16 protein-coding genes and 2 tRNA genes are annotated in these 20,505 nt (G+C 59.8%); 8 read left to right on the top strand and 10 right to left on the bottom strand.

The features are described from left to right. Positions 1–155: 155 nt before the first annotated feature. On the bottom strand, positions 156–1,040 hold the full coding sequence (locus tag A7D21_RS10725) for a TIGR02285 family protein (RefSeq protein ID WP_053257829.1): 885 nt from the start codon (positions 1,038–1,040) through the stop codon (positions 156–158). Beyond that, positions 1,040–2,239 (bottom strand): CaiB/BaiF CoA-transferase family protein, encoded by a 1,200-nt coding sequence (locus A7D21_RS10720; RefSeq protein WP_069551680.1) that lies wholly within the window; start codon positions 2,237–2,239, stop codon positions 1,040–1,042. Before A7D21_RS10720 ends, A7D21_RS10725 begins: the two co-directional genes overlap by 1 nt. 149 nt (positions 2,240–2,388) lie before the next feature. Here A7D21_RS10720 and A7D21_RS10715 point away from each other — a divergent pair, with 149 nt between their 5' ends. After that, positions 2,389–2,931, top strand: a complete 543-nt coding sequence (locus A7D21_RS10715; RefSeq protein ID WP_053257827.1) for a YaeQ family protein — start codon at positions 2,389–2,391, stop codon at positions 2,929–2,931. 158 nt (positions 2,932–3,089) lie between these two features. Further along, positions 3,090–4,799 (top strand): single-stranded-DNA-specific exonuclease RecJ, encoded by a 1,710-nt coding sequence (recJ, locus tag A7D21_RS10710; RefSeq protein WP_053257826.1) that lies wholly within the window; start codon positions 3,090–3,092, stop codon positions 4,797–4,799. A 137-nt stretch (positions 4,800–4,936) separates the two neighbouring features. Here the strand turns inward: recJ and A7D21_RS10705 are convergent, their stop codons facing one another. The 4 genes from A7D21_RS10705 to A7D21_RS10690 all read right to left on the bottom strand — a co-directional run bounded on the left by A7D21_RS10705 (position 4,937) and on the right by A7D21_RS10690 (position 9,505). Then, a complete protein-coding gene (locus tag A7D21_RS10705) occupies positions 4,937–6,223 on the bottom strand; it encodes a virulence factor family protein (protein ID WP_053257825.1) in 1,287 nt (428 codons plus the stop codon). Next, complete coding sequence (gene mprF / locus A7D21_RS10700) at positions 6,223–8,865, bottom strand: bifunctional lysylphosphatidylglycerol flippase/synthetase MprF (protein WP_053257824.1); 2,643 nt, start codon at positions 8,863–8,865, stop codon at positions 6,223–6,225. The genes A7D21_RS10705 and mprF overlap by 1 nt, the downstream gene beginning before the upstream one ends. 279 nt (positions 8,866–9,144) lie before the next feature. Further along, positions 9,145–9,221: transfer RNA gene (locus A7D21_RS10695), tRNA-Met, on the bottom strand. Positions 9,222–9,428: 207 nt separating this feature from the next. Continuing rightward, positions 9,429–9,505, bottom strand: a tRNA-Met gene (locus A7D21_RS10690). Between the two features lie 280 nt (positions 9,506–9,785). On the opposite strand from A7D21_RS10690, the gene dinB reads away from it, so the two are divergent. Further along, a complete protein-coding gene (gene dinB / locus A7D21_RS10685; protein WP_053257823.1) occupies positions 9,786–10,844 on the top strand; it encodes a DNA polymerase IV in 1,059 nt (352 codons plus the stop codon). Between the two features lie 130 nt (positions 10,845–10,974). Here the strand turns inward: dinB and A7D21_RS10680 are convergent, their stop codons facing one another. The 4 genes from A7D21_RS10680 to A7D21_RS10665 all read right to left on the bottom strand — a co-directional run bounded on the left by A7D21_RS10680 (position 10,975) and on the right by A7D21_RS10665 (position 15,733). Continuing rightward, entirely contained in the window at positions 10,975–11,928 is a 954-nt protein-coding gene (locus A7D21_RS10680) for a hypothetical protein (protein WP_053257822.1), read from the bottom strand. A 20-nt stretch (positions 11,929–11,948) separates the two neighbouring features. Then, entirely contained in the window at positions 11,949–13,664 is a 1,716-nt protein-coding gene (locus A7D21_RS10675) for a proline--tRNA ligase (protein WP_008433579.1), read from the bottom strand. A gap of 130 nt (positions 13,665–13,794) precedes the next feature. Then, positions 13,795–15,327, bottom strand: coding sequence for an AmpG family muropeptide MFS transporter (locus tag A7D21_RS10670; RefSeq protein ID WP_053257821.1), 1,533 nt, complete (start codon positions 15,325–15,327; stop codon positions 13,795–13,797). Between the two features lie 43 nt (positions 15,328–15,370). Continuing rightward, entirely contained in the window at positions 15,371–15,733 is a 363-nt protein-coding gene (locus tag A7D21_RS10665; RefSeq protein ID WP_053257820.1) for an MGMT family protein, read from the bottom strand. A 134-nt stretch (positions 15,734–15,867) separates the two neighbouring features. On the opposite strand from A7D21_RS10665, the gene A7D21_RS10660 reads away from it, so the two are divergent. The 5 genes from A7D21_RS10660 (at position 15,868) to groL (ending at position 20,502) form a co-directional block, all read left to right on the top strand. Then, entirely contained in the window at positions 15,868–16,875 is a 1,008-nt protein-coding gene (locus A7D21_RS10660; protein WP_069551679.1) for a DUF481 domain-containing protein, read from the top strand. 112 nt (positions 16,876–16,987) lie between these two features. Beyond that, positions 16,988–17,719 carry a HugZ family protein gene (locus tag A7D21_RS10655; protein ID WP_053257818.1) on the top strand — a complete coding sequence of 244 codons (732 nt, stop codon included), beginning with the start codon at positions 16,988–16,990 and terminating at the stop codon, positions 17,717–17,719. Positions 17,720–17,785: 66 nt separating this feature from the next. Further along, positions 17,786–18,262 (top strand): FxsA family protein, encoded by a 477-nt coding sequence (locus A7D21_RS10650; protein ID WP_053257817.1) that lies wholly within the window; start codon positions 17,786–17,788, stop codon positions 18,260–18,262. A gap of 247 nt (positions 18,263–18,509) precedes the next feature. After that, on the top strand, positions 18,510–18,806 hold the full coding sequence (groES, locus tag A7D21_RS10645) for a co-chaperone GroES (RefSeq protein ID WP_017139748.1): 297 nt from the start codon (positions 18,510–18,512) through the stop codon (positions 18,804–18,806). 49 nt (positions 18,807–18,855) lie between these two features. Then, positions 18,856–20,502, top strand: a complete 1,647-nt coding sequence (gene groL, locus A7D21_RS10640; protein ID WP_053257816.1) for a chaperonin GroEL — start codon at positions 18,856–18,858, stop codon at positions 20,500–20,502. The last annotated feature ends 3 nt before the right edge of the window (positions 20,503–20,505 follow it).

Genomic DNA, 20,505 nt, shown 5'->3' with positions numbered 1-20,505 from the left:
ATGGAAACTTCCTACGGCATGCCCGGTCAGATTTCATAACAGCAAGAGCAAACATTGTGCTCCGGTGTTTGTGGCTTGCTGTACTGGTCTTTGTAGGCCACGTTTAACCCCGAGTTGTCTCCCCACTGCTCGGGGTTTCTTTTGCCTGCGATTTGTCAGGGCTCAGGGGTGTCGTGGAAAAAACTCGGGTTGTCCAACAAATACTGCGCGCGCATCACCGGGTCCAGCCATGATGCGTAGGATTGCTGCAGCTGCTCCTGTGGGATATCCCGTATCGCCTGATTGATTAGCTGTATGGCCTGACGGCCTTGTGGCGTATCCGAACAACCGATGTGCGTGCGCTGATAACGCGCTGAACCCTTGATGGGATAGAACATCAGGTCGTGGGCAGCAATCCCCTGTTGCCGGGCGTGATAGCGGATTTCCGGCGGGTAACCCAGCACCGCCTCCAGCCGCCCAAGGCGCTGCATTTGCAACAGGCTGCCAAGGGCGTCGTTGCCATAATGCAATGCCAGGGTGTGGGGCGCGGCGTGCTTGAGCTGTTCGTCGATGGTCGGGCCGTAGCTGCGTTCGGCGGTAGCGCCAATGCGCGCTTTAGGGGATTCGAGAAAGGCTTGCAGATCAAATTGGCCCTCGGCAATGAAGGGTGCCATGGCTTCCTGCTGGCTGCGTTGGATCGTCACCCCGTTGCTGACCGAGACGAATGCCTGGGCCGAAAATACCACGTACTTCGCGCGTTCCGGCGTCCACAGCAGTGCGGGATCGCAGGTCAGGGACGGCGAGCGCAGCATTTGAATGCCGCGAGCGCGGTTCACGTGCATCACCGTGTGGCGATACTGCGGCAGTTTTTTGGCGAGTACCGGCAGCAACTCATCCAGTATTCCCTGACCTTTCTGAGGCCCTTCAAAGATGGTGATGGGCGGCAGGTCGCGCAACAGCCAGATCAGCGTGTCCTCGGCATGCGCCGCGAGCGGCCACACGCCGAGCAACACGCTCATCAGGCACAGACGAATAAACCGGCACGGGTACGGGCGAGCCATCAGATCGCGCCAACCTCACGTAAACGGGTGATGGCTGCGGCGTCGTAACCCAGTTCATTGAGGACGGTACTGTTGTGTTCGCCCAACTGCGGCCCGACCCACTCACAGCTCCCCGGTGTGTGCGACAGCTTGGGCACGATCCCCGGCATCTTGAAGCCCTTGCCGCCGGGCAACTGAGCGTCGAGAAACATTTCCCGCGCCAGAAACTGCGGGTCGCCCAGCATGTCTTCGGCGCTGTAGATACGGCTGGCGGGCACCTCGGCCTTGTTCAATTGCTCAACCACGCGGTCCAACGGCAGCGAATTGACCCAGCGATCAATCACGCCGTACAGCTCATCACGACGGTTATCGCGTCCGTCATTGCTCGCCAGCTGTGGGTCATTGGCCAGATCGTCGCGGCCGATGGCGCTCATGAAGCGCTTGAAGATTGCATCGCCATTGGCGCCAATCTGCACATGCTTGCCGTCGGCGGTGGTATGAATTGATGACGGCGTAATGCCAGGCATGATGTTGCCGGTGCGCTCGCGAATAAACCCGAACACGTCAAATTCCGGAATCATGCTTTCCATCATCGCGAAGATGGCTTCGTACAGCGCCACATCCACGACTTGGCCGAGCCCACCGTTGACTTCGCGATGACGCAGCGCCATCAGCGCACCGATGACGGCCCACAAAGCCGCAATCGAGTCGCCGATGGAGATCCCCGTGCGTACCGGCGGGCGGTCTTCGAAACCGGTGATATAGCGCAAGCCGCCCATGGATTCGCCCACCGCGCCGAACCCCGGCTGGTCTTTCATCGGGCCGGTCTGGCCAAAACCCGAGAGCCGCACCATCACCAATTTCGGGTTCAGCGCGTGCAGGGTTTCCCAGCTCAGGCCGAGTTTTTCCAGGACCCCGGGGCGGAAATTCTCAATCAGGATGTCGGCATCCGCCAGCAACTGTTTAAGGATGGCCAAACCTTCCGGGTGCTTGAGGTTCAGGGTCAGCGACTGCTTGTTGCGCGCCTGCACGAACCACCACAGTGAGGTGCCTTCATACAGCTTGCGCCATTTGCGCAGCGGGTCGCCGCCGTCCGGGGATTCGACCTTGATCACCTCGGCACCGAATTCGGCGCAGATGCGAGACGCAAACGGGCCGGCAATCAAGGTGCCCAGTTCGATGACTTTCAGACCGGCCAGCGGTTTGGCATTAAACGTCATGAGGATCCTTATCCAGCGTTAAACGGTGGTGTGATGCCTTTTAACATAGGCGAGCGGCCCAGGGATAAGGATGATGCACCGCAGTATTCGTTGAATGGCTGCACCATCGGTTAGACTGGCCGCCTTTCCCTGTCTTTAGAAGCCCGTTCATGGCCCAGCCGTCCACGACCTACAAATTCGAACTCAACCTCACCGACCTTGATCGTTCGGTGTATGAGAGCGTCAAACAGACCATCGCCCGCCATCCTTCGGAAACCGAAGAACGCATGACCGTGCGCCTGCTGGCCTACGCCCTTTGGTACAACGAGCAATTGTCGTTCGGCCGTGGTCTGTCAGATGTAGACGAGCCAGCCCTGTGGGAAAAAAGCCTGGATGACCGTGTTCTTCACTGGATTGAGGTCGGCCAGCCTGACGCCGACCGTCTCACCTGGTGTTCGCGCCGTACCGAACGCACCAGCTTGCTGGCCTATGGCAGCCTGCGTGTGTGGGAAGGCAAAGTGGTGCCGGTGGCCAAAAACCTGAAGAACGTACACATCGCCGCGGTGCCTCAGGAAGTCCTCGAGACCCTGGCCAAGGACATGCCGCGCGTTATCAAGTGGGACGTGATGATCAGCGAAGGCACGATCTTCGTGACCGATGATCGTGGCCAGCATGAAGTGCAGTTGGAATGGTTGGTCGGTGAGCGCGGTTAAAACGTCTGGGTGCTGGCTTGCTCGCGAAAGCATCCGCGCTGCGTAACTGATTTGGCAAGGTGGCGGCATCGCCGGTAAACCAGCGCTCACCGTTGATCGCTCTCGTTGTTAATACCTGTGTTTAACCGTTGTACCAGAAGAGAAGCTTCCGTCACCCCATGCGTATTGATCCTCGCCCGTTGCCTGCTGTCCTGCCGTTTCTCGGTGAATTGCCACCGCTGTTGACCCGTCTCTACGCCGCGCGCGGGGTGCAGTCGGAAGCCGAACTGGACAAGAGCCTGGCGCGGTTGATTCCCTACCAGCAGCTCAAGGGCATCGACGCGGCGGTGGACCTGCTGGTGACCGCCCTGGAGCAGCGCCAGCGCATCCTGATCGTCGGTGACTTCGACGCCGACGGCGCGACGGCCAGCACCGTGGGCACCCTGGGCCTGCGTTTGCTCGGTGCGGCGCATGTCGACTACCTGGTCCCCAACCGCTTTGAATACGGTTATGGCCTGACCCCGGAAATCGTCGCGGTGGCGCTGCAGCGCACGCCCCAGTTGCTGATTACCGTGGATAACGGCATCTCCAGTGTCGAAGGCGTGGCGGCGGCCAAGGCGGCGGGGTTGAAGGTGTTGGTGACTGACCACCACTTGCCCGGCGATGAATTGCCGGCGGCGGATGCGATCGTCAACCCGAACCAGCCCGGCTGTGAGTTCCCGAGCAAGGCGCTGGCAGGCGTCGGCGTAATATTTTATGTGTTGATGGCCTTGCGCGCGCGTTTACGCAGCCTGGGCTGGTACGACAACACGCCGCAGCCGAACATCGGTGAGTTGCTCGACCTGGTCGCCCTGGGCAGCGTCGCCGACGTGGTGCCGCTGGACGCCAACAACCGCATCCTGGTCCATCAGGGGCTGGAGCGGATTCGCGCCGGTCGCGCCCGGCCGGGGATCAAGGCGATCCTTGAGGTCGCCAAGCGCGACCATGCCCGCATCACCTCGACTGACCTTGGTTTTATCCTCGGGCCACGGCTGAATGCCGCCGGGCGCCTGGATGATATGAGCCTGGGCATCGAATGCCTGCTCACCCGCGACTTCGCCGCGGCACGGGAAATGGCGGCGCAACTGGATGGCATGAACCAGGACCGCAAATCCATCGAGCAGGGCATGCAGCGTGAGGCGCTCGCCCAGCTCAAGGACTTGCCGGTGGAATCGATGCCCTACGGTTTGTGCCTGTTCGACCCGGAATGGCACCAGGGCGTCATCGGCATTTTGGCGTCGCGCATGAAAGAGCGGTATTTCCGCCCGACCATCGCCTTCGCCGACGCCGGTGATGGCCTGCTCAAGGGCTCAGGGCGCTCTGTGCAGGGTTTTCACATCCGCGATGCGCTGGCGGTCGTCGCGAGCCAGCATCCCAACCTCATCACCAAATACGGCGGCCATGCGATGGCCGCCGGCTTGACGTTGCCCGAGGCGAATTTCCCGCTGTTTGCCGAGGCGTTTGACGCTGAAGTGCGTCGGCAACTGCGCGAAGAAGACCTCACCGGGCGGCTGTTGTCCGACGGTACTTTGGCGGTTGAAGAGTTTCACCTCGAACTGGCGCGTGCATTGCGGCATGCCGGGCCATGGGGCCAGCACTTTCCTGAGCCGCTGTTTCACGGCGTGTTTCAGCTGGTAGAACAGCGCGTGGTAGGCGAGCGGCACCTCAAAGTGGTGCTCAAGAGCGAGTGCGGGTCAGTGAAGCTCGATGGCATTGCGTTTGGCGTGGACCGAGACGTCTGGCCTAACCCGACGGTGCGGTGGGTGGAATTGGCCTACAAACTGGACGTGAACGAATTCCGTGGTCAGGAAACCGTGCAACTGATGATTGCGCATATCGAGCCGCGCTAGTTTTTACCAACGCCATAAACCAATGTGGGAGCGGGTTTGCTCGCGAATACGGCGTGTCAGTCAAAGGTGTTGTGACTGATCCACCGCTTTCGCGCGCAAGCCCGCTCCCACAGGGTTGATCCGCGTACAGCGCGGGATTACTCGGCTTTATCCTTGGCCTGGTGCTTGACGATGATGTCCACCAAACGCTGGGCCAGTGCCGGGTAGTTCTCATCAAAGTGATGACCGCCCGGCAGCTTCACCGCTTCGCCCACCGCGGTCTTGTCGGTGCAGCCACTCTCGTTGACTTCTTCGGCACCGTAGATGCACACCACTTTGTCAGCCGGCAGCTTGGCCATTTCCGGGCCGGTAGCGGCCTCTTTGCCGGCGTTGCCCAACCAGCCTTCCACTTCGATTTCAAAGCTGCCGGTGCGTGCGAAGGCGAGCAGGATGATTGCGTCGACACGCTGCTGTTCGTTCTCCGGCATGCGGTTGTAGATGGCGGGCAGTACGTCGGCGCCGAACGAGTAGCCGGTCAGTACGAAACGCTTGGTGCCCCACTTCTGCCGGTAATGCTGCATCAGCTCGGTGAGGTCCTTGGCGCTTTGTTCCGGGGTCTTGTGCTGCCAGTAGTAGCGCAGTGTGTCGATGCCGACCACCGGGTAGCCGATCTTGGCCATTTCACCCGCCACGTCGCGGTCCAGGTCACGCCAGCCACCGTCACCGGAGAGGAACAGGGTGACGGTGTCCTTGGCTTGGCCAGCCGGGACTTCGACCACGGGAATCGCCAGGCCGCCGTTGTCCGAACCGACCAACTGCTTGCGCAGTTCGTTGTTCAGCACTTGCGGGTAGTGAATGTCGTAGTCGCTGATGCTGGTGGTTGCGCGCGGGGTGTCGCGCACGAAACTGGCGCTTTCATCGTCGGGGTTGTCGTTCCAGGCCACCAGCCAGTTGCCATGGGCGGAGGTCTTCGGCAGCGGGTCCTTGCAAGTTTCCTGTACCAGGGTGAAGCCGACGGAGATGGCGTTGGCTTTGTCATCGTTCTGTGCGGCCAACCAACGCCAGGCGAGCGCAGCGCCAGGGCCGATGCCGCTGACCAGGGTCGCCGGGCCTTTAAGCTGGCTCAGGGCGCTCTGCAGGGCTTGTTCCTGCAACTTGCAGTCATCCTTGGGCAGGATCACTTGAACGATTTGTGCAGCACCGCCTTGGCTCAGGGCAATCAGCTGGCTGTCGGTCAGGGTTTCATCGGCCATCACCGCGACCGCCACACGGGCTTTTGCCGAGCCGTGGGGGGTCACGCGAGTCATGACCGTGCCATCAGCCTGTGGCAGTTGTTCCAGGGTCGGTTGCGGAGCAGGGCGGTTCCAGAACCAAAAGCCGCCGCCTGCGATCAGGGCGAGCAGCACTACAAAGGCCAATACATACCGCCAGGAGCGTCGAATCATCAGCGTTTCACCAATCCAGTCAAGCCGCCCGCAATCAGGGCGGCGGTATCGGCCAGTGCCACCAGCGGATCAAGTCCTGCGGGCACGGCCATGTAACGGGGTTCCCAGTCAGGCTGGAACTTGTCTTTGAAGCGGCGCAAACCTTGGAAGTTATACAGTTGCTCGCCACGGCGGAACACCATTGAGCCCAGGCGTTGGGTCAGCGGGGCGCCACGGCGTGGTTGCAGGCCCGACAACGGCACCATGCCGAGGCTGAAGCGGGCGTAGTCGTGGTTCTTATAATGTTGAATCAGGCCGACCATCATAAACTCCATGGTCAGCTTCGGTGCGTCCGGGTGCGCACGCATCAGGTCGAGACTGGCCAGGTCATGGTTGTAGGTCTCGAGCAGGTTGGCGAAGGCCACCGGGCGCCCTTCGAAGCGAATGATCGCGATGCGAAAGTGCTTGAGGTAGTCGTCGCTGAAACGGCCCAGGGAAAAGCCTTTTTCCCGGACGTTCTTGCCGGTCAGCCAGGCATCCGAGATGACTTTGAGTTCATCCATCGGCGCCTGGCCCGGTTCGCAGATCTCCAGGGACAAGCCGTCCCGGGTGCCGCGGTTCCAGGTGTAGCGCAAATCCTTCATCTCTTTGCCCTTGGCTTCCAGGTCAAAGCGTTTCAGGTCGACGCGGGCTTCTTCGCCCAGCTTGATCGCGGTGAGGCCGATATCCATGTAGTACGGCAGGTTCTCGGCGCGGACCTGGTAGAACACCGGGCGGGCGTGATGGATGTCGCACAGGTCGCGGAACTGCCAGATCATCTCGGCGCGGGGTTGCGTCGGGCCGATCGGGTCATACAAGGCCACCAGGCTGCGCCCACGGCGGGCGTACATCAGGAAGGCTTCGTCGTTAGGGTGGAACAGCAGCGCCTTGTCGCCGGTCAGCGCCAGGCCGCCGTCGGGTTGGGACGAGGCCATCAGAATCTTGCTGGCGCGCGCCAGTTCGTCGGGTGTCGGCAGGTGGATCACTGGTCGCGCAGTGCGCAGCAGCCAGGTCAACGAGACGATCACTAGCAACACTGCCGCACCGAGCAATGAGCGCAGGCCGCGAGGGGCGTTGGCATCCAGGGTGAACTGCCACCACAGTTGATGGCTGTACGGCACGTCTTGATAGGCAAACAGCAGCAGCCAGATCGAGGCGCCCAGCACGCAAACGCTGGCCACCAGGTACAACGGCGAGAACGGCAACTCGGTGAGGCGGCTCGCGCGGTAGAACGAGCGACGGAAGATCGCCAGCAGCACCGCCGTCATGATCATCAGGCTGGCTTCTTCCCAGTCAAAGCCTTTGAGCAGCGAGAGCAGGGCGCCGGTCAGCAGCAGCACCATGGTCAGCATCCACGCAGCCGACAAACGCCGACGCAGGCCCTGGGCGAGCAACAGGCACAGCACGCCGATCAGGCTGGCGCCAAAGTGCGAGGCATCAATCAGGCGGTGGGGAATCAGAAAGCCGATGTTTTCCAGGCGTGTGTCGATTTCCGGCGTTGCGCCGGAAAACAGCAGGACCACGCCTGACAAAAAAACCAGTACGGCCAGCACGGGCGCGGCCAGGCCGGATGCAACCCGCAGGCTCTGCTGGGTCTGGAACAGGCGCTGAGCTTCGTTGACCAGCAGGAACACGCAGGCGATCAGCAGCGGCAGGACCACGTAGATCATCCGGTACAGCAACAGGGCGGCGGCCAATGGCGCGGCACCGAGCTTGTCGGCGAAGGCGGCGAGCAGAATCGCTTCGAATACACCCACACCGCCCGGCACATGGCTGAGTACGCCGGCGGCCAGGGCCAACAGATACACCAGCAGGAAGGGACCGAACGGCGGTGCTTCCGGCAGCAACATATAGAGGACCGTGGCGGCAGCTGCCACGTCGAGTGCGGTGATGATCAACTGCAGGAAGGTCAGGCGCCGGCCCGGCAGGCGCAGCGTGCGGCGCCCCGCCTTGACCAGCAGGTTGTCCGGGTAAGGTTGTTCCGGCAGGCGGCGACGATAAATGCCGATGCACAGTGCGACCGACAACAGCAGGACCGCGCCAGCAATGCTGCCGAGCAAACCTTGCGACAAATGCAGGTAGGTGGACGCCGCCGGCAAGTTACTCAGCGTGGCCAGTGCGGCCAGCGGCGGCAGGGCAGTGCCCAGGGCCAGACTGGCGAATACGGTCATGTGGGCAACTTCCGATGCCCCGATGCCATGGCGTGCATATAAGCGGTAACGCACCGAGCCGCCGGAAAGCATCGACAGGCCTATGGCATTGCCAATCGCAAAGGCGGTGAAACCACCCAGGGCCAAGGTCTTGGCAGGCAGTTGCACCCCGGCATAACGGGCGCCGGAAAACTCATAACCCAACAGAATGATGAAACCGGCGACCGCCGCCGCAAACGCGCCCAGCAGTGCCGGCTTGGGCACCTCCAGGATCGAGTCGTGGAGTGCGTACAGGTCCAGTTCCAACAGCAGGTGTCGGCAGGCGATCAGGGCAATTGCGAACAGCAATAGAGTGACGGCCAGCCCGATGGGTTGACGGTATTTGCTCAACAGATCCAGCCAACGCAAACGGGTGGGAGTAATCGGTTGTTCCGCTGTGACGGTGTCTTGTGGTTCAGACGAGTTGGCGCGCATCAATCACCTCGTGGATTGTGCGCGACAGGATGGGGGTATCCAGCCAAGTTACCAATCCCTATGGACAAAATAATTACAAATATTAACGCTTATCGCCGGGTGGGGCGAATGCGGCCATTGGTCGTAGAGGGTCGTGCTTGAGTACTGAGCATAGCTTGCAGTGACATGGACTCTGCAAACCGTATCCGGTTTCATGAAAGATGCCATGCCATTGTTTCAGAAGAACTTTTTAACCGGATACAAAAAAGGCCACTCTTTCGAGTGGCCTTTCTTGATGTTTGGTTGCGGGAGCCGGATTTGAACCGACGACCTTCGGGTTATGAGCCCGACGAGCTACCAGACTGCTCCATCCCGCGTCTGTGGCCGGCATTCTACAGCCCAGCGGCGGGGTGTCAACCGTTAATCGGCCGATGGGTCAAATAAGTGTGAAATAACCGCAGCGTGTTGCTCATGCGCGGTAAGTGCGCGATGGAGAAAGAGTTTTTTGTCTTACAATTTTCATACATGGGTAAAACAGAGGCGCACAAAAAAGGCCACTCTTTCGAGTAGCCTTTTTTGATGTTTGGTTGCGGGAGCCGGATTTGAACCGACGACCTTCGGGTTATGAGCCCGACGAGCTACCAGACTGCTCCATCCCGCGTCTGTGTGTCGGCATTCTACAGAGGAACGCAGGCGTGTCAACCCGTGAATTGAAGAAAAGCGCTTGTGGTTCAATCGGTTAGCTCTCCAAGGCAGGGGGGGAAATGCCTCCGGGCCAGTGTGGCCAAGGGTTTCGGCTCTATCGGTAGCCTGATTTCGATTGAAAAAATAAATTCATCTGTACGTTTTCCTACCGCTCGCGCGGAAGATTCAAACTACTGGTGCTATATACAGGGGTGAGTGCGATACTGGCCATCCGTTGGATTACACCTTCTGTTTATATGACGCAGCGCAAAATCATCCACGTCGACTGTGATTGCTTCTACGCCGCCATCGAGATGCGCGACGACCCGAGCCTGGCACAAAAGCCTCTGGCGGTCGGCGGCTCGGCGGATAGACGAGGGGTGATCGCAACCTGCAACTACGAGGCGCGGGCGTATGGCGTTCGCTCGGCCATGTCGTCGCGCCACGCCTTGAAGCTGTGCCCGGACCTGACCATCGTCAAGCCGCGCATGGATGCTTATAAAGAAGCGTCCAAGGAAATCCAGACGATCTTTCGTGATTACACCGACCTGATCGAGCCACTGTCGCTGGACGAAGCCTATCTTGATGTCTCCGACAGCCCGCATTTTGGCGGCAGCGCCACACGTATCGCTCAGGATATTCGCCGTCGTGTCTCCAACCAGTTGCACATCACCGTGTCTGCGGGCGTTGCGCCCAACAAGTTTTTAGCCAAGATCGCCAGCGACTGGAAAAAGCCCAACGGCCTGTTTGTGATTACGCCGGATCAGATCGAAGACTTTGTCTCCCAGTTGCCGGTGAACAAATTGCACGGCGTCGGCAAAGTCACGGCCGATAAGCTGGCGCGCCTGGGCATTGAAGACTGCCTGCAATTACGCGAGTGGAACAAGCTGTCACTGGTGCGCGAATTCGGCAGCTTTGGCGAGCGGCTTTGGAGCCTGGCCCGTGGGATTGATGACCGCGTGGTGCAGAACGACAGCCGCCGGCAATCCATCAGTGTGGAAAATACCTACGATGTAGATCTGCCGGATCTCTCAAGTTGTTTGGCGAAACTTCCCGAGCTGATGGAAACCCTGGCCGGGCGCATGGCGCGCATCGACAGCAGTTACCGCGCGGGCAAGCCGTTCGTCAAAGTGAAGTTTCATGACTTTACCCAGACCACGCTGGAGCAGGCCGGGGCAGGGCGGGACCTGGAAAGTTATCAACAGCTGTTGAGCCAGGCGTTCAATCGCGGCGGCAAGCCGGTGCGGTTGTTGGGGATTGGGGTGCGGTTGCTGGACCTGAGCAGCGGCAACGAGCAGCTTCAATTTCCCTGGTAGAAACCGGAAACCAAATGTGGGAGCGGGCTTGCTCGCGAATACGGTGTATCAGTGATGAATGTATCAACTGACACTGCGCATTCGCGAGCAAGCCCGCTCCCACATTTAGATCTATAGCGTTTTCAGAATCTCAGCGTGCCCCAGGATCTGCGACAAGCCGCCCCGCATCCTTGGTCAGCGCCTGCAGAAACTCCTGCTGCAACTCGGGATCGTTGCGGGTCAGTTCGATCAGGCTTTGTTCCAGTTCGCTGGCTTCTTCTTCCAGGCCCAGTTCCGACAGGCGCTTGACCCGGTGCACCCACTGGTTGACTTCATCGTCTTCCAGATCGTCGTAGATCAGGCCATGAGCTTCCAGCAACTTGCCACGCAAGGTATTGCTGATCGCCAGGGTGGAGTCCGAATGCGCGTCGTCCTGGCCATCCTCCACGCTGATCTTCAAGGTGGTGATGCGGTTCAGGTCCTGCTCGGCAAAGGGGCTGTCCAACAGGTTCAGGCGCAATACGCCGTCGCGGTCGGTGGTCAGCTCATGGGTTTGCTTGCCGGCGGTGACCTGTACCGGACGCTCGCTCCAGGGCAGGCTCGAATACTCCGTGCGCTTGTCGCGCTGGACCTCATCGATACCGGCCAGGTTCTGTTGCGCACGGCCATGGGATTGCACGTTCATGAACGGGTTGATGCCGTCCACGCCATACGTCAGCCAATCGCGCGTCATGCTGGTAGGCAAGTTGCCAAGGGCGAAGATATTCGCCACGTTGGCGCCCGCGCCCGCCACCAGGGCGACCGCGCCCAGGGGCATCTCATAGAGTTTGCGCCAGGGTTGGTAGGGGGTGTAGCGATCGTAACGGCGGGTGACTTCGAATTCGGTGACCTCGAAGGTCTTTTGCTCGTGAATGCGAACCCGGCGTTGTGGAAGTTCCAATACTTTGGGTTCGCCTACATCGATTTGCAGGCTGTGATCGAGCAACTTACGCTCGACCCGCTCCTCGTGCTCACTGCGTTGCGACATCTGGTTGGCGCAGCCGCTGACCAGCAGGGCGCCGCACAAGGCGGCGCCCCCCAGGGCTCTGGTGTTTCGCTTGAACATGACTTCTCTTGATCTGGTTTTCAGCGACGAATACGCGCCTGAAGGAAAGACAGCACGTCAGCCACCGGCAACGGTTGGGCTTCGGCTTCGGTCCGGCTCTTGTATTCCAGATTGCCATCGGCCAGGCCGCGGTCACTGACCACGATCCGGTGCGGGATGCCAATCAGTTCCATGTCGGCGAACTTGATGCCCGGGCTGGTTTTCTTGTCCCGGTCATCGAGCAACACTTCAAAACCGGCGGCCGTCAGTTCGGCATACAGTTTGTCGGTGGCTTCGCGTACTTGCTCGGTTTCATAGCGCAGCGGTACCAGGGCAACCTGGAACGGTGCCAGGGCGTCGCTCCAGATGATGCCTTTCTCGTCGTTGTTCTGCTCGATCGCAGCGGCAACCACACGGGACACGCCAATGCCGTAGCACCCCATTTCCAGGGTGATCGGCTTGCCGTTCTCGCCCAGCACTTCGCACTTCATCGCCTTGCTGTACTTGTTGCCCAGCTGGAAGATGTGCCCGACTTCAATGCCGCGCTTGATTTCCAGGGTGCCCTTGCCATCCGGGCTTGGGTCACCGGCTACCACGTTACGCAGGTCGGCCACGGTCGGCACCGGCAGGTCACGCTCCCAGTTCACGCCGAAGTAATGCTTGTCGTCGATGTTCGCGCCGATACCGAAGTCGCTCATCAGCTCGACCGAGCGGTCGATGATGATCGGCAGCGGCAGGTTCAGCGGGCCCAGGGAGCCGGCACCGGCGCCGATGGCGTCACGCAGCTCAGCGTCGGTGGCCATCACCAGCGGGCTGGCAACGCCTGGCTGCTGGGCTGCCTTGATTTCGTTGAGCTCGTGGTCGCCACGAATGACCAGGGCGATCAGCTTGCCTTCTTCTTCGGCGCGCACGATCAGGGTCTTGATGGTCTTTTCAATCGGCAGATTGAATTTTTCCACCAGGGCCGCGATGGTCTTGGTTTCTGGCGTATCGACCAGGCGCAGCTCTTCGCTTGGCGCAGGGCGGGACGTTTCGCGCGGTACGGCTTCGGCTTTTTCGATGTTCGCCGCGTAGTCGGAGCCGTTGCTGAACACGATGTCGTCTTCGCCGGACTCGGCCAGTACATGGAACTCGTGGGAGCCGGCGCCACCGATGGAGCCGTTGTCTGCTTCAACCGGGCGGAATTTCAGGCCCAGGCGGGTAAACACGTTGCAGTAGGCGGTGTGCATGCGGTCGTAGGTGACCTGCAGCGACGCTTGGTCTGCGTGGAACGAATAGGCGTCCTTCATGATGAATTCGCGGCCACGCATCAAGCCGAAGCGTGGGCGGATTTCGTCACGGAATTTGGTCTGGATCTGATACAGGTTCAGCGGCAGCTGTTTGTAGCTGCTCAGCTCGTTGCGCATCAGGTCGGTGATGACTTCTTCGTGGGTCGGGCCGGCGCAGAAATCACGGCCGTGACGGTCCTTGAAGCGCAACAACTCAGGGCCGTACTCTTCCCAGCGCCCGGATTCCTGCCACAACTCAGCCGGTTGGGTACTTGGCATCAACACTTCCAGAGAGCCGGCGGCGTTCATTTCTTCGCGAACGATCGCTTCGACCTTGCGCATCACCTTCAAGCCCATGGGCAGCCAGGTGTACAGGCCGGAGGCCAGTTTGCGGATCATGCCCGCGCGCAGCATCAGCTGATGGCTGATCACGACCGCGTCGGAAGGCGTTTCTTTCTGTGTGGCGAGCAAATATTGACTGGTACGCATGGTAGGCCGTTGTCGGTTGCTTGGACTTGAAATGACTTGGGATTGTACGGGCGCAAACTGCTGGAGTACAGGTATCAGAATGCAGAGGGGGATGTGGGAGCGCGCTCGCTCCCGCAGTGACCGAGCGGTGTCAGTCTTCCTGTGAAGGGCTCAAACGAGCCCGCCGACTTTCCTGAAACCAGTGCAAGGCAATCAGGAACAGCGTCGGCACACCCAGCAGGCAGGTGATGATGAAGAAGTTGTGGTAACCGAACTTCTCGACCATCACGCCCGAATAGCCACCAATCAGACGCGGCAGCAGCAGCATGATGGAGCTGAGCAACGCATATTGGGTGGCAGAGAACTTGAGGTTGGTCAGGCTCGACAGGTAGGCGACAAACGCCGAAGTGGCCAGGCCCGAGCTGAAGTTATCCAGGGAAATCGTGAAAATCAGCATCTGCAGGTCCGGGCCCATGTCGGCGAGCATCACGAACAACAGGTTGGTCGCCGCCGAGCATACGCCGCCGATGAACAGGATCGGCAGGATACCGAACCGCACAATCAGCAGGCCGCCCATACCGGCGCCGAGCAGGGTCATGATCAGGCCGAAGATCTTGCTGACCCCCGCAATCTGGTCCTTGGTAAAGCCCTGGTCGATGTAGAACACGTTGGCCATCACGCCCATCACCGTATCGGACATGCGATAGGTCGCAATCAGCCCGAGCAGCAGCAGCGCCTGCCAGCGGTAGCGCAGGATAAAATCATTGATCGGCGTCAGCACCGGCGCCAAGCCACGCCGGCCCATGGCTGAGAGGCACAGGGTCGTGAGGATGATGTACAGGATGGCGCGCAGGAAGGCGCGGTCTTCCATCAGCAGCTCCCACAGGCTCACGCCGTGGAACAGCACACTGGCGAAATCCGTGTTGTACAGCTGGGTGAACATCGCGGGGACCGACACCAGCAGTACGATCAGCACGAACACCGAGATCAATTGGTGCGCGAAGCTGTAGCGGCCGGCCTGCAACTGGGTGCGCAGTGGCACATCGGGTTCACGCATGAAGAAGGTGGTCAGCAGTGCCGGGATCATCAGCACGCCGAACAGCACATAAGTGCCGGTCCAAGCCGAGTGCTTATAGTTGAAGCCGGTCGAACCGAAGCCTTCGGCAAAGAACAACGCACCGGCCGTGGCCAGCAGGGCGGCGATGCGATAACCGGACATGTAGCTGGCGGCCAGAGCGGCCTGGCGGCTGTCATCGGCAATTTCCAGGCGATAAGCGTCTACCGCGATGTCTTGGGTGGCCGAAGCGAAAGCAACAATGACGGCAATAGCGATCAGCCAGGACAGGTGTTTCTGTGGGTCGCAGAAACCCATGCCGATCAACCCGAGGATCACCAGCGTTTGGGCAAGTACCAGCCAGGAGCGACGACGTCCGAGTTTGCCGAGCAGCGGCAGGCGCCATTGGTCGAGCAGCGGCGACCAGACCCATTTAAAGGCATAGGCCAGGCCGATCAGGCTCGCATAGCCGATGGTCTCGCGGGCCACGCCGGCCTCGCGCAACCACACAGAAAGCGTCGAAAACACCAACATGTAAGGCAAGCCGGCGGCAAAGCCGAGCAACAACAGCACTAACGTCGAGGGGCTGGCATAGGCGGCGAGCGCGGCGCGCCAGGTTTTACGGGGCATGGGCTGGAGTCTGCCTCAGATTTGCGGAAACAAAGCGCGCACTCTAACCGCTGTGCTCTACCGGGCGCCAGCCATGACGCTGAATATCAACGCGATTGTTCAGGATACTGACGCCTTCGCTGCGTAAACGCGCACGTTGTTCATCGCCTGATGCACTGCCCACCGGCAGACTTATCCGACCACCGGCACCCAAAACCCGGTGCCAGGGTAACCGGGTGTCCTCGGGCAGTTGGCTGAGCGTACGCCCGACCCAGCGCGCGGCGCGGCCCAGGCCGGCCAGGTGCGCCAACTCGCCATAACTCACCACGCAACCTTCGGGCACTTGCGCCAAGGTCAGGTACAACGCCGTGCGCCGCATGTCGGCCGGGCTTTGGGGGGGATCGGCAGGTAAATTCGCTGTGGGCATCGTCGGGGTCTTTGTCAGAAACATCTCAAAACAGGGCTGTGAGCATTGAACTCATCATAAATCCTTGAGTCAGTCGTACCTATCTAACACGATAGCGCCTCTTTTTTCGCCAACCCTGAGCTCCGAATCCGCTTATGTTGTCCAGAACCCTGCTGTGCATTGCTGTTTTCAGCGCCTCCACGCCCTTGCTCGCCGACACTGTCTGGTTGAAAAACGGTGACCGCCTGACCGGCAAGATCAAAGTCTTCGACGGTGGCAAGCTGCTGATTCAGACCAGCTACGCGGGGGCGATTCCGGTGGATTGGAAACAAGTCAAAACCCTGGAAAGTGATCAGGAGCTGCTGGTCAAGCAGGACGCCTACAGCGGTGAGAAAGCCAAGTCTCTGAAAGCGGCGGAGGACGGCAAGGTCGTTCTCGCCAATGGTGAGGCGCCCAAGACCGTGGACTTGGCCAGCATCCAGCAAATCATCAAGCCCAAGCCGGTCATCGAAGACCTGGTGTGGAAGGGCAACGTCGACCTGGCGCTGGACTACAAACGCGCCGACAAAGACACCAACGACTACGACGTCGACTTCAAGACCTCGGCCCGTCACGGCCAGTGGCGCCATACCGCGAAGGGTGAATACAACCGCGAATTCCAGGATGACGTGACCACCACCGATAACTGGGCGCTGGAATATGACTTGGACCGCTTTATTACCGAGCATTGGTTCTGGCAGGGCCGACTGACTTACAAACGCGACGAAGTGGAAGACTTGTCCCGCCAACGCACCGTCGGTACCGGCCCTGGCTACCAGTTCTGGGACGATGAGCTGGGCGCGTTCTCCCTCGGTTCGCTGGTTAACCGCACGGATTATCAATATGCCGACGGCGGCAAGACCAACTTCTATTCCCTGGCCATGAAGTGGAGCTACAACCGCTACCTGGTGGGCAAGACCGTGGAGTTCTTCACCAATGGTGAGTTGGGCAAACCACTTGCCGGGCCGTCCGAATACTCCCTGGATGCAGAAATGGGGCTGCGTTACAAAGTCACTGAATGGGCTTCGCTCAACCTCAAGGCTGAGCGCGACATCATCAATGGCGAATCCCAGAGCAGCCTGGACAAGACCCGCTACACCGCCGGGTTCGGCGTGGCCTGGTAAAAGCTGCATCGGTCACTCTGGCAACCTGCGCGGATATTGATTACCTTGTGTTGAGATTCATTCCCATAGACGTCATGCGCTGTGGGCGGCTGAACACCCGAGGAGTCATACAGTGAGCGCGCAGGTTGCCAAGAACGCCCGAGAGCTGTTGCTCAAGGAATACCGTGGGGCTCTCTCCACATTATCCAAAGCCATGCCCGGGTTTCCCTTCGGCTCGGTCGTGCCCTATTGCCTCGACGAGCAGGGCCGCCCGATTATCCTGATCAGCCGTATCGCCCAGCACACCCACAACCTGCAGAAAGATCCCAAGTGTTCGCTGCTGGTGGGTGAGCGCGAGGCCGATGATATACAAGCAGTAGGGCGCCTGACCTACCTGGCCGAAGCTGAAAAGCTTGAGGATGAGGTTGCGATTGAAGCGGCTGCCGAGCGCTATTACCGCTATTTCCCGGATTCGGCCAACTATCACAAGGCCCACGATTTCGACTTCTGGGTGCTTAAGCCCGTGCGTCACCGTTACATCGGCGGGTTTGGCGCGATTCACTGGGTCGATCAGTTGACCCTGGCCAACCCGTTCGCCGGCAAGACCGAGCGCAGCATGATCGAGCACATGAACAGCGACCACACCAAGGCCATTGCGCATTACGTCGAACTCGCCGGCCTGCCTGCGCATGAACCTGCACAGTTGGCCGGTATCGACAGCGAAGGCATGCACCTGCGCATCGGTCAGTCTCTGCATTGGCTGCCTTTCGCAGCGTCTTGCAACACTCCGACACAAGTACGCGAAGCCTTGGTTTCATTGGCTCACGCCGAGGTTTGGCCGAAAAAAGAACCCGCCGACGCTTGAATTCACGAAACGGCGACGTCATCTAAGGTGAACTGGCAAGGCATTCTTGCGTTGAGGAACCATTTGATGCGCCCTTTTTTATTGCTCTTTCTGCTGTTTCCGGTGTTGGAGCTGTTCGTATTCGTTCAAGTCAGCAGTGCGATCGGGTTCTTCCCGGCACTGTTGCTGATAATTGCAGGCTCGATGCTCGGCGTCCTGGTGCTGCGCGTTGCCGGCCTGGCGACCGCGTTACGTGCCCGTGAAAGCCTGAACCGTGGCGAATTGCCCGCTCAGACCATGCTCGAAGGCCTGATGATGGCTTTGGCCGGTGGCTTGTTGATCCTGCCGGGTTTCATCAGCGATGTGGTGGGCCTGGTCATGCTGCTGCCGTTCACCCGCAAGCTGCTGGCCGGCAAGATGCGCCAGCGTGCCGAAGAGGCTGCGATTCGTCAGCGTGCGTTCGCCGACGACCTGCAACCGCGTGGCGGCCCGGCTCCGCGCCAACCGTTGGGGCGTGAAGGTGATGTGATCGAGGGTGAGTTCGAGCACCGCGACAGCAAATAACGGCTTAATCGGCACGGCACCTTCGGGTGCCGTGTTGCGTTTACCGCCCGGCACACGCAAAAAATTTCCGCGGCGGCCCCTTGTAATAAGCTTATGCGCCCTTATGTAACGGTCACCGCAAGGTTTCTGGTGGCGACACCAGACAGACTTCCGCGTCTTGCTTGGCGAGGCGCGACCGGCACAGCCGGAATACAACCCGCCGGTACCGATACCGGCCGATGAAAAACACAATTAGGAGAGATCGACAATGAGCAAGCTTCGTCCTCTGCACGACCGCGTCGTAATCCGTCGCAGCGAAGAAGAAAAGAAAACCGCCGGCGGTATCGTTCTGCCAGGTTCGGCTGCTGAAAAAGCCAACCACGGTGTGATTCTCGCTGCTGGCCCGGGCAAGACGCTGGAAAACGGTCAAGTACGTGAGCTGGCCGTAAAAGTGGGTGACAAGGTTGTTTTCGGCCCTTACTCCGGCAGCAACACTGTGAAAGTCGACGGCGAAGACCTGCTGGTCATGGCTGAGAACGAGATTCTCGCCGTTCTGGAAGACTGATTCCCCGCTCATTTTCCCGTTACTACAAAGTATTTAAGGAATATCGATCATGGCTGCTAAAGAAGTTAAATTCGGCGATTCCGCCCGTAAGAAAATGCTCACCGGTGTCAACGTCCTGGCTGACGCAGTAAAAGCGACCCTGGGCCCTAAAGGCCGTAACGTGATCATCGAGAAGAGCTTCGGCGCTCCGACCATCACCAAGGACGGCGTTTCGGTAGCAAAAGAAATCGAACTGGAAGACCGTTTCGAAAACATGGGCGCGCAGCTGGTCAAAGACGTTGCCTCCCGTGCCAACGATGACGCAGGCGACGGCACCACCACCGCTACCGTTCTGGCTCAGGCAATCGTCAACGAAGGCTACAAAGCCGTCGCTGCCGGCATGAACCCGATGGACCTCAAGCGCGGCATCGACAAAGCGACCATCGCTGTTGTTGCCGAGCTGAAAAACCTGTCCAAGCCATGCGCTGACACCAAGGCTATCGCTCAGGTAGGCACCATCTCCGCCAACTCCGACAGCTCCATCGGCGACATCATTGCCGAAGCCATGGAAAAAGTCGGTAAAGAAGGCGTGATCACCGTTGAAGAAGGCACTGGCCTGGAAAACGAACTGTCGGTTGTAGAAGGCATGCAGTTCGACCGTGGCTACCTGTCCCCGTACTTCGTCAACAAGCCAGAAACCATGGTTGCCGAGCTGGACAGCCCGCTGATCCTGCTGGTCGACAAAAAGATCTCCAACATCCGCGAAATGCTGCCAGTACTGGAAGCCGTTGCCAAAGCCGGCCGTCCGCTGCTGATCGTTTCCGAAGACGTTGAAGGCGAAGCCCTGGCGACGCTGGTTGTGAACAACATGCGTGGCATCGTTAAAGTCGCAGCCGTCAAGGCGCCTGGCTTCGGCGACCGTCGCAAGGCCATGCTGCAGGACATCGCTGTTCTGACTGGCGGTACCGTTATCTCCGAAGAGATCGGCCTGAGCCTGGAAAGCGCCACCCTGGAAAACCTGGGCAGCGCCAAGCGTGTGACCATCTCCAAGGAAAACACCATCATCGTTGACGGTGCTGGCGTAGAGCAGGACATCCAGGCGCGCATCACTCAGATCCGTGCCCAGGTTGTCGAAACTTCCTCGGACTACGACCGTGAAAAACTGCAAGAGCGTCTGGCCAAGCTGTCCGGCGGCGTTGCAGTGATCAAGGTTGGCGCCGGTTCCGAAGTTGAAATGAAAGAGAAGAAAGCCCGCGTTGAAGACGCCCTGCACGCAACCCGTGCAGCCGTTGAAGAAGGCGTGGTACCTGGCGGTGGCGTTGCGCTGATCCGTGCTCTGGAAGCTTTGGTTGACCTTAAGGGCGACAACGCTGACCAGAACGTCGGTATCGCTGTACTGCGTCGCGCTGTTGAAGCACCGCTGCGTCAGATCGCTGCCAACTCCGGCGACGAGCCAAGCGTTGTGGTCAACGAAGTCAAGAACGGCAAAGGTAACTACGGTTACAACGCTGCAACGGGCGTCTACGGCGACATGATCGAAATGGGCATCCTGGACCCTACCAAGGTGACTCGTTCGGCGTTGCAAGCAGCAGCCTCCATCGGCGGTCTGATCCTGACCACTGAAGCGGCCATCGCTGATGCACCGAAGAAAGAAGGCTCGACTGGCGGCGGTATGCCAGACATGGGCGGCATGGGTGGCATGGGCGGCATGATGTAAGCC

It is taken from the genome of Pseudomonas sp. AP19 (genome assembly GCF_001728855.1).
Classification (GTDB): domain Bacteria; phylum Pseudomonadota; class Gammaproteobacteria; order Pseudomonadales; family Pseudomonadaceae; genus Aquipseudomonas; species Aquipseudomonas fluorescens.
This window is presented reverse-complemented; position numbering and strand designations above follow the sequence as displayed.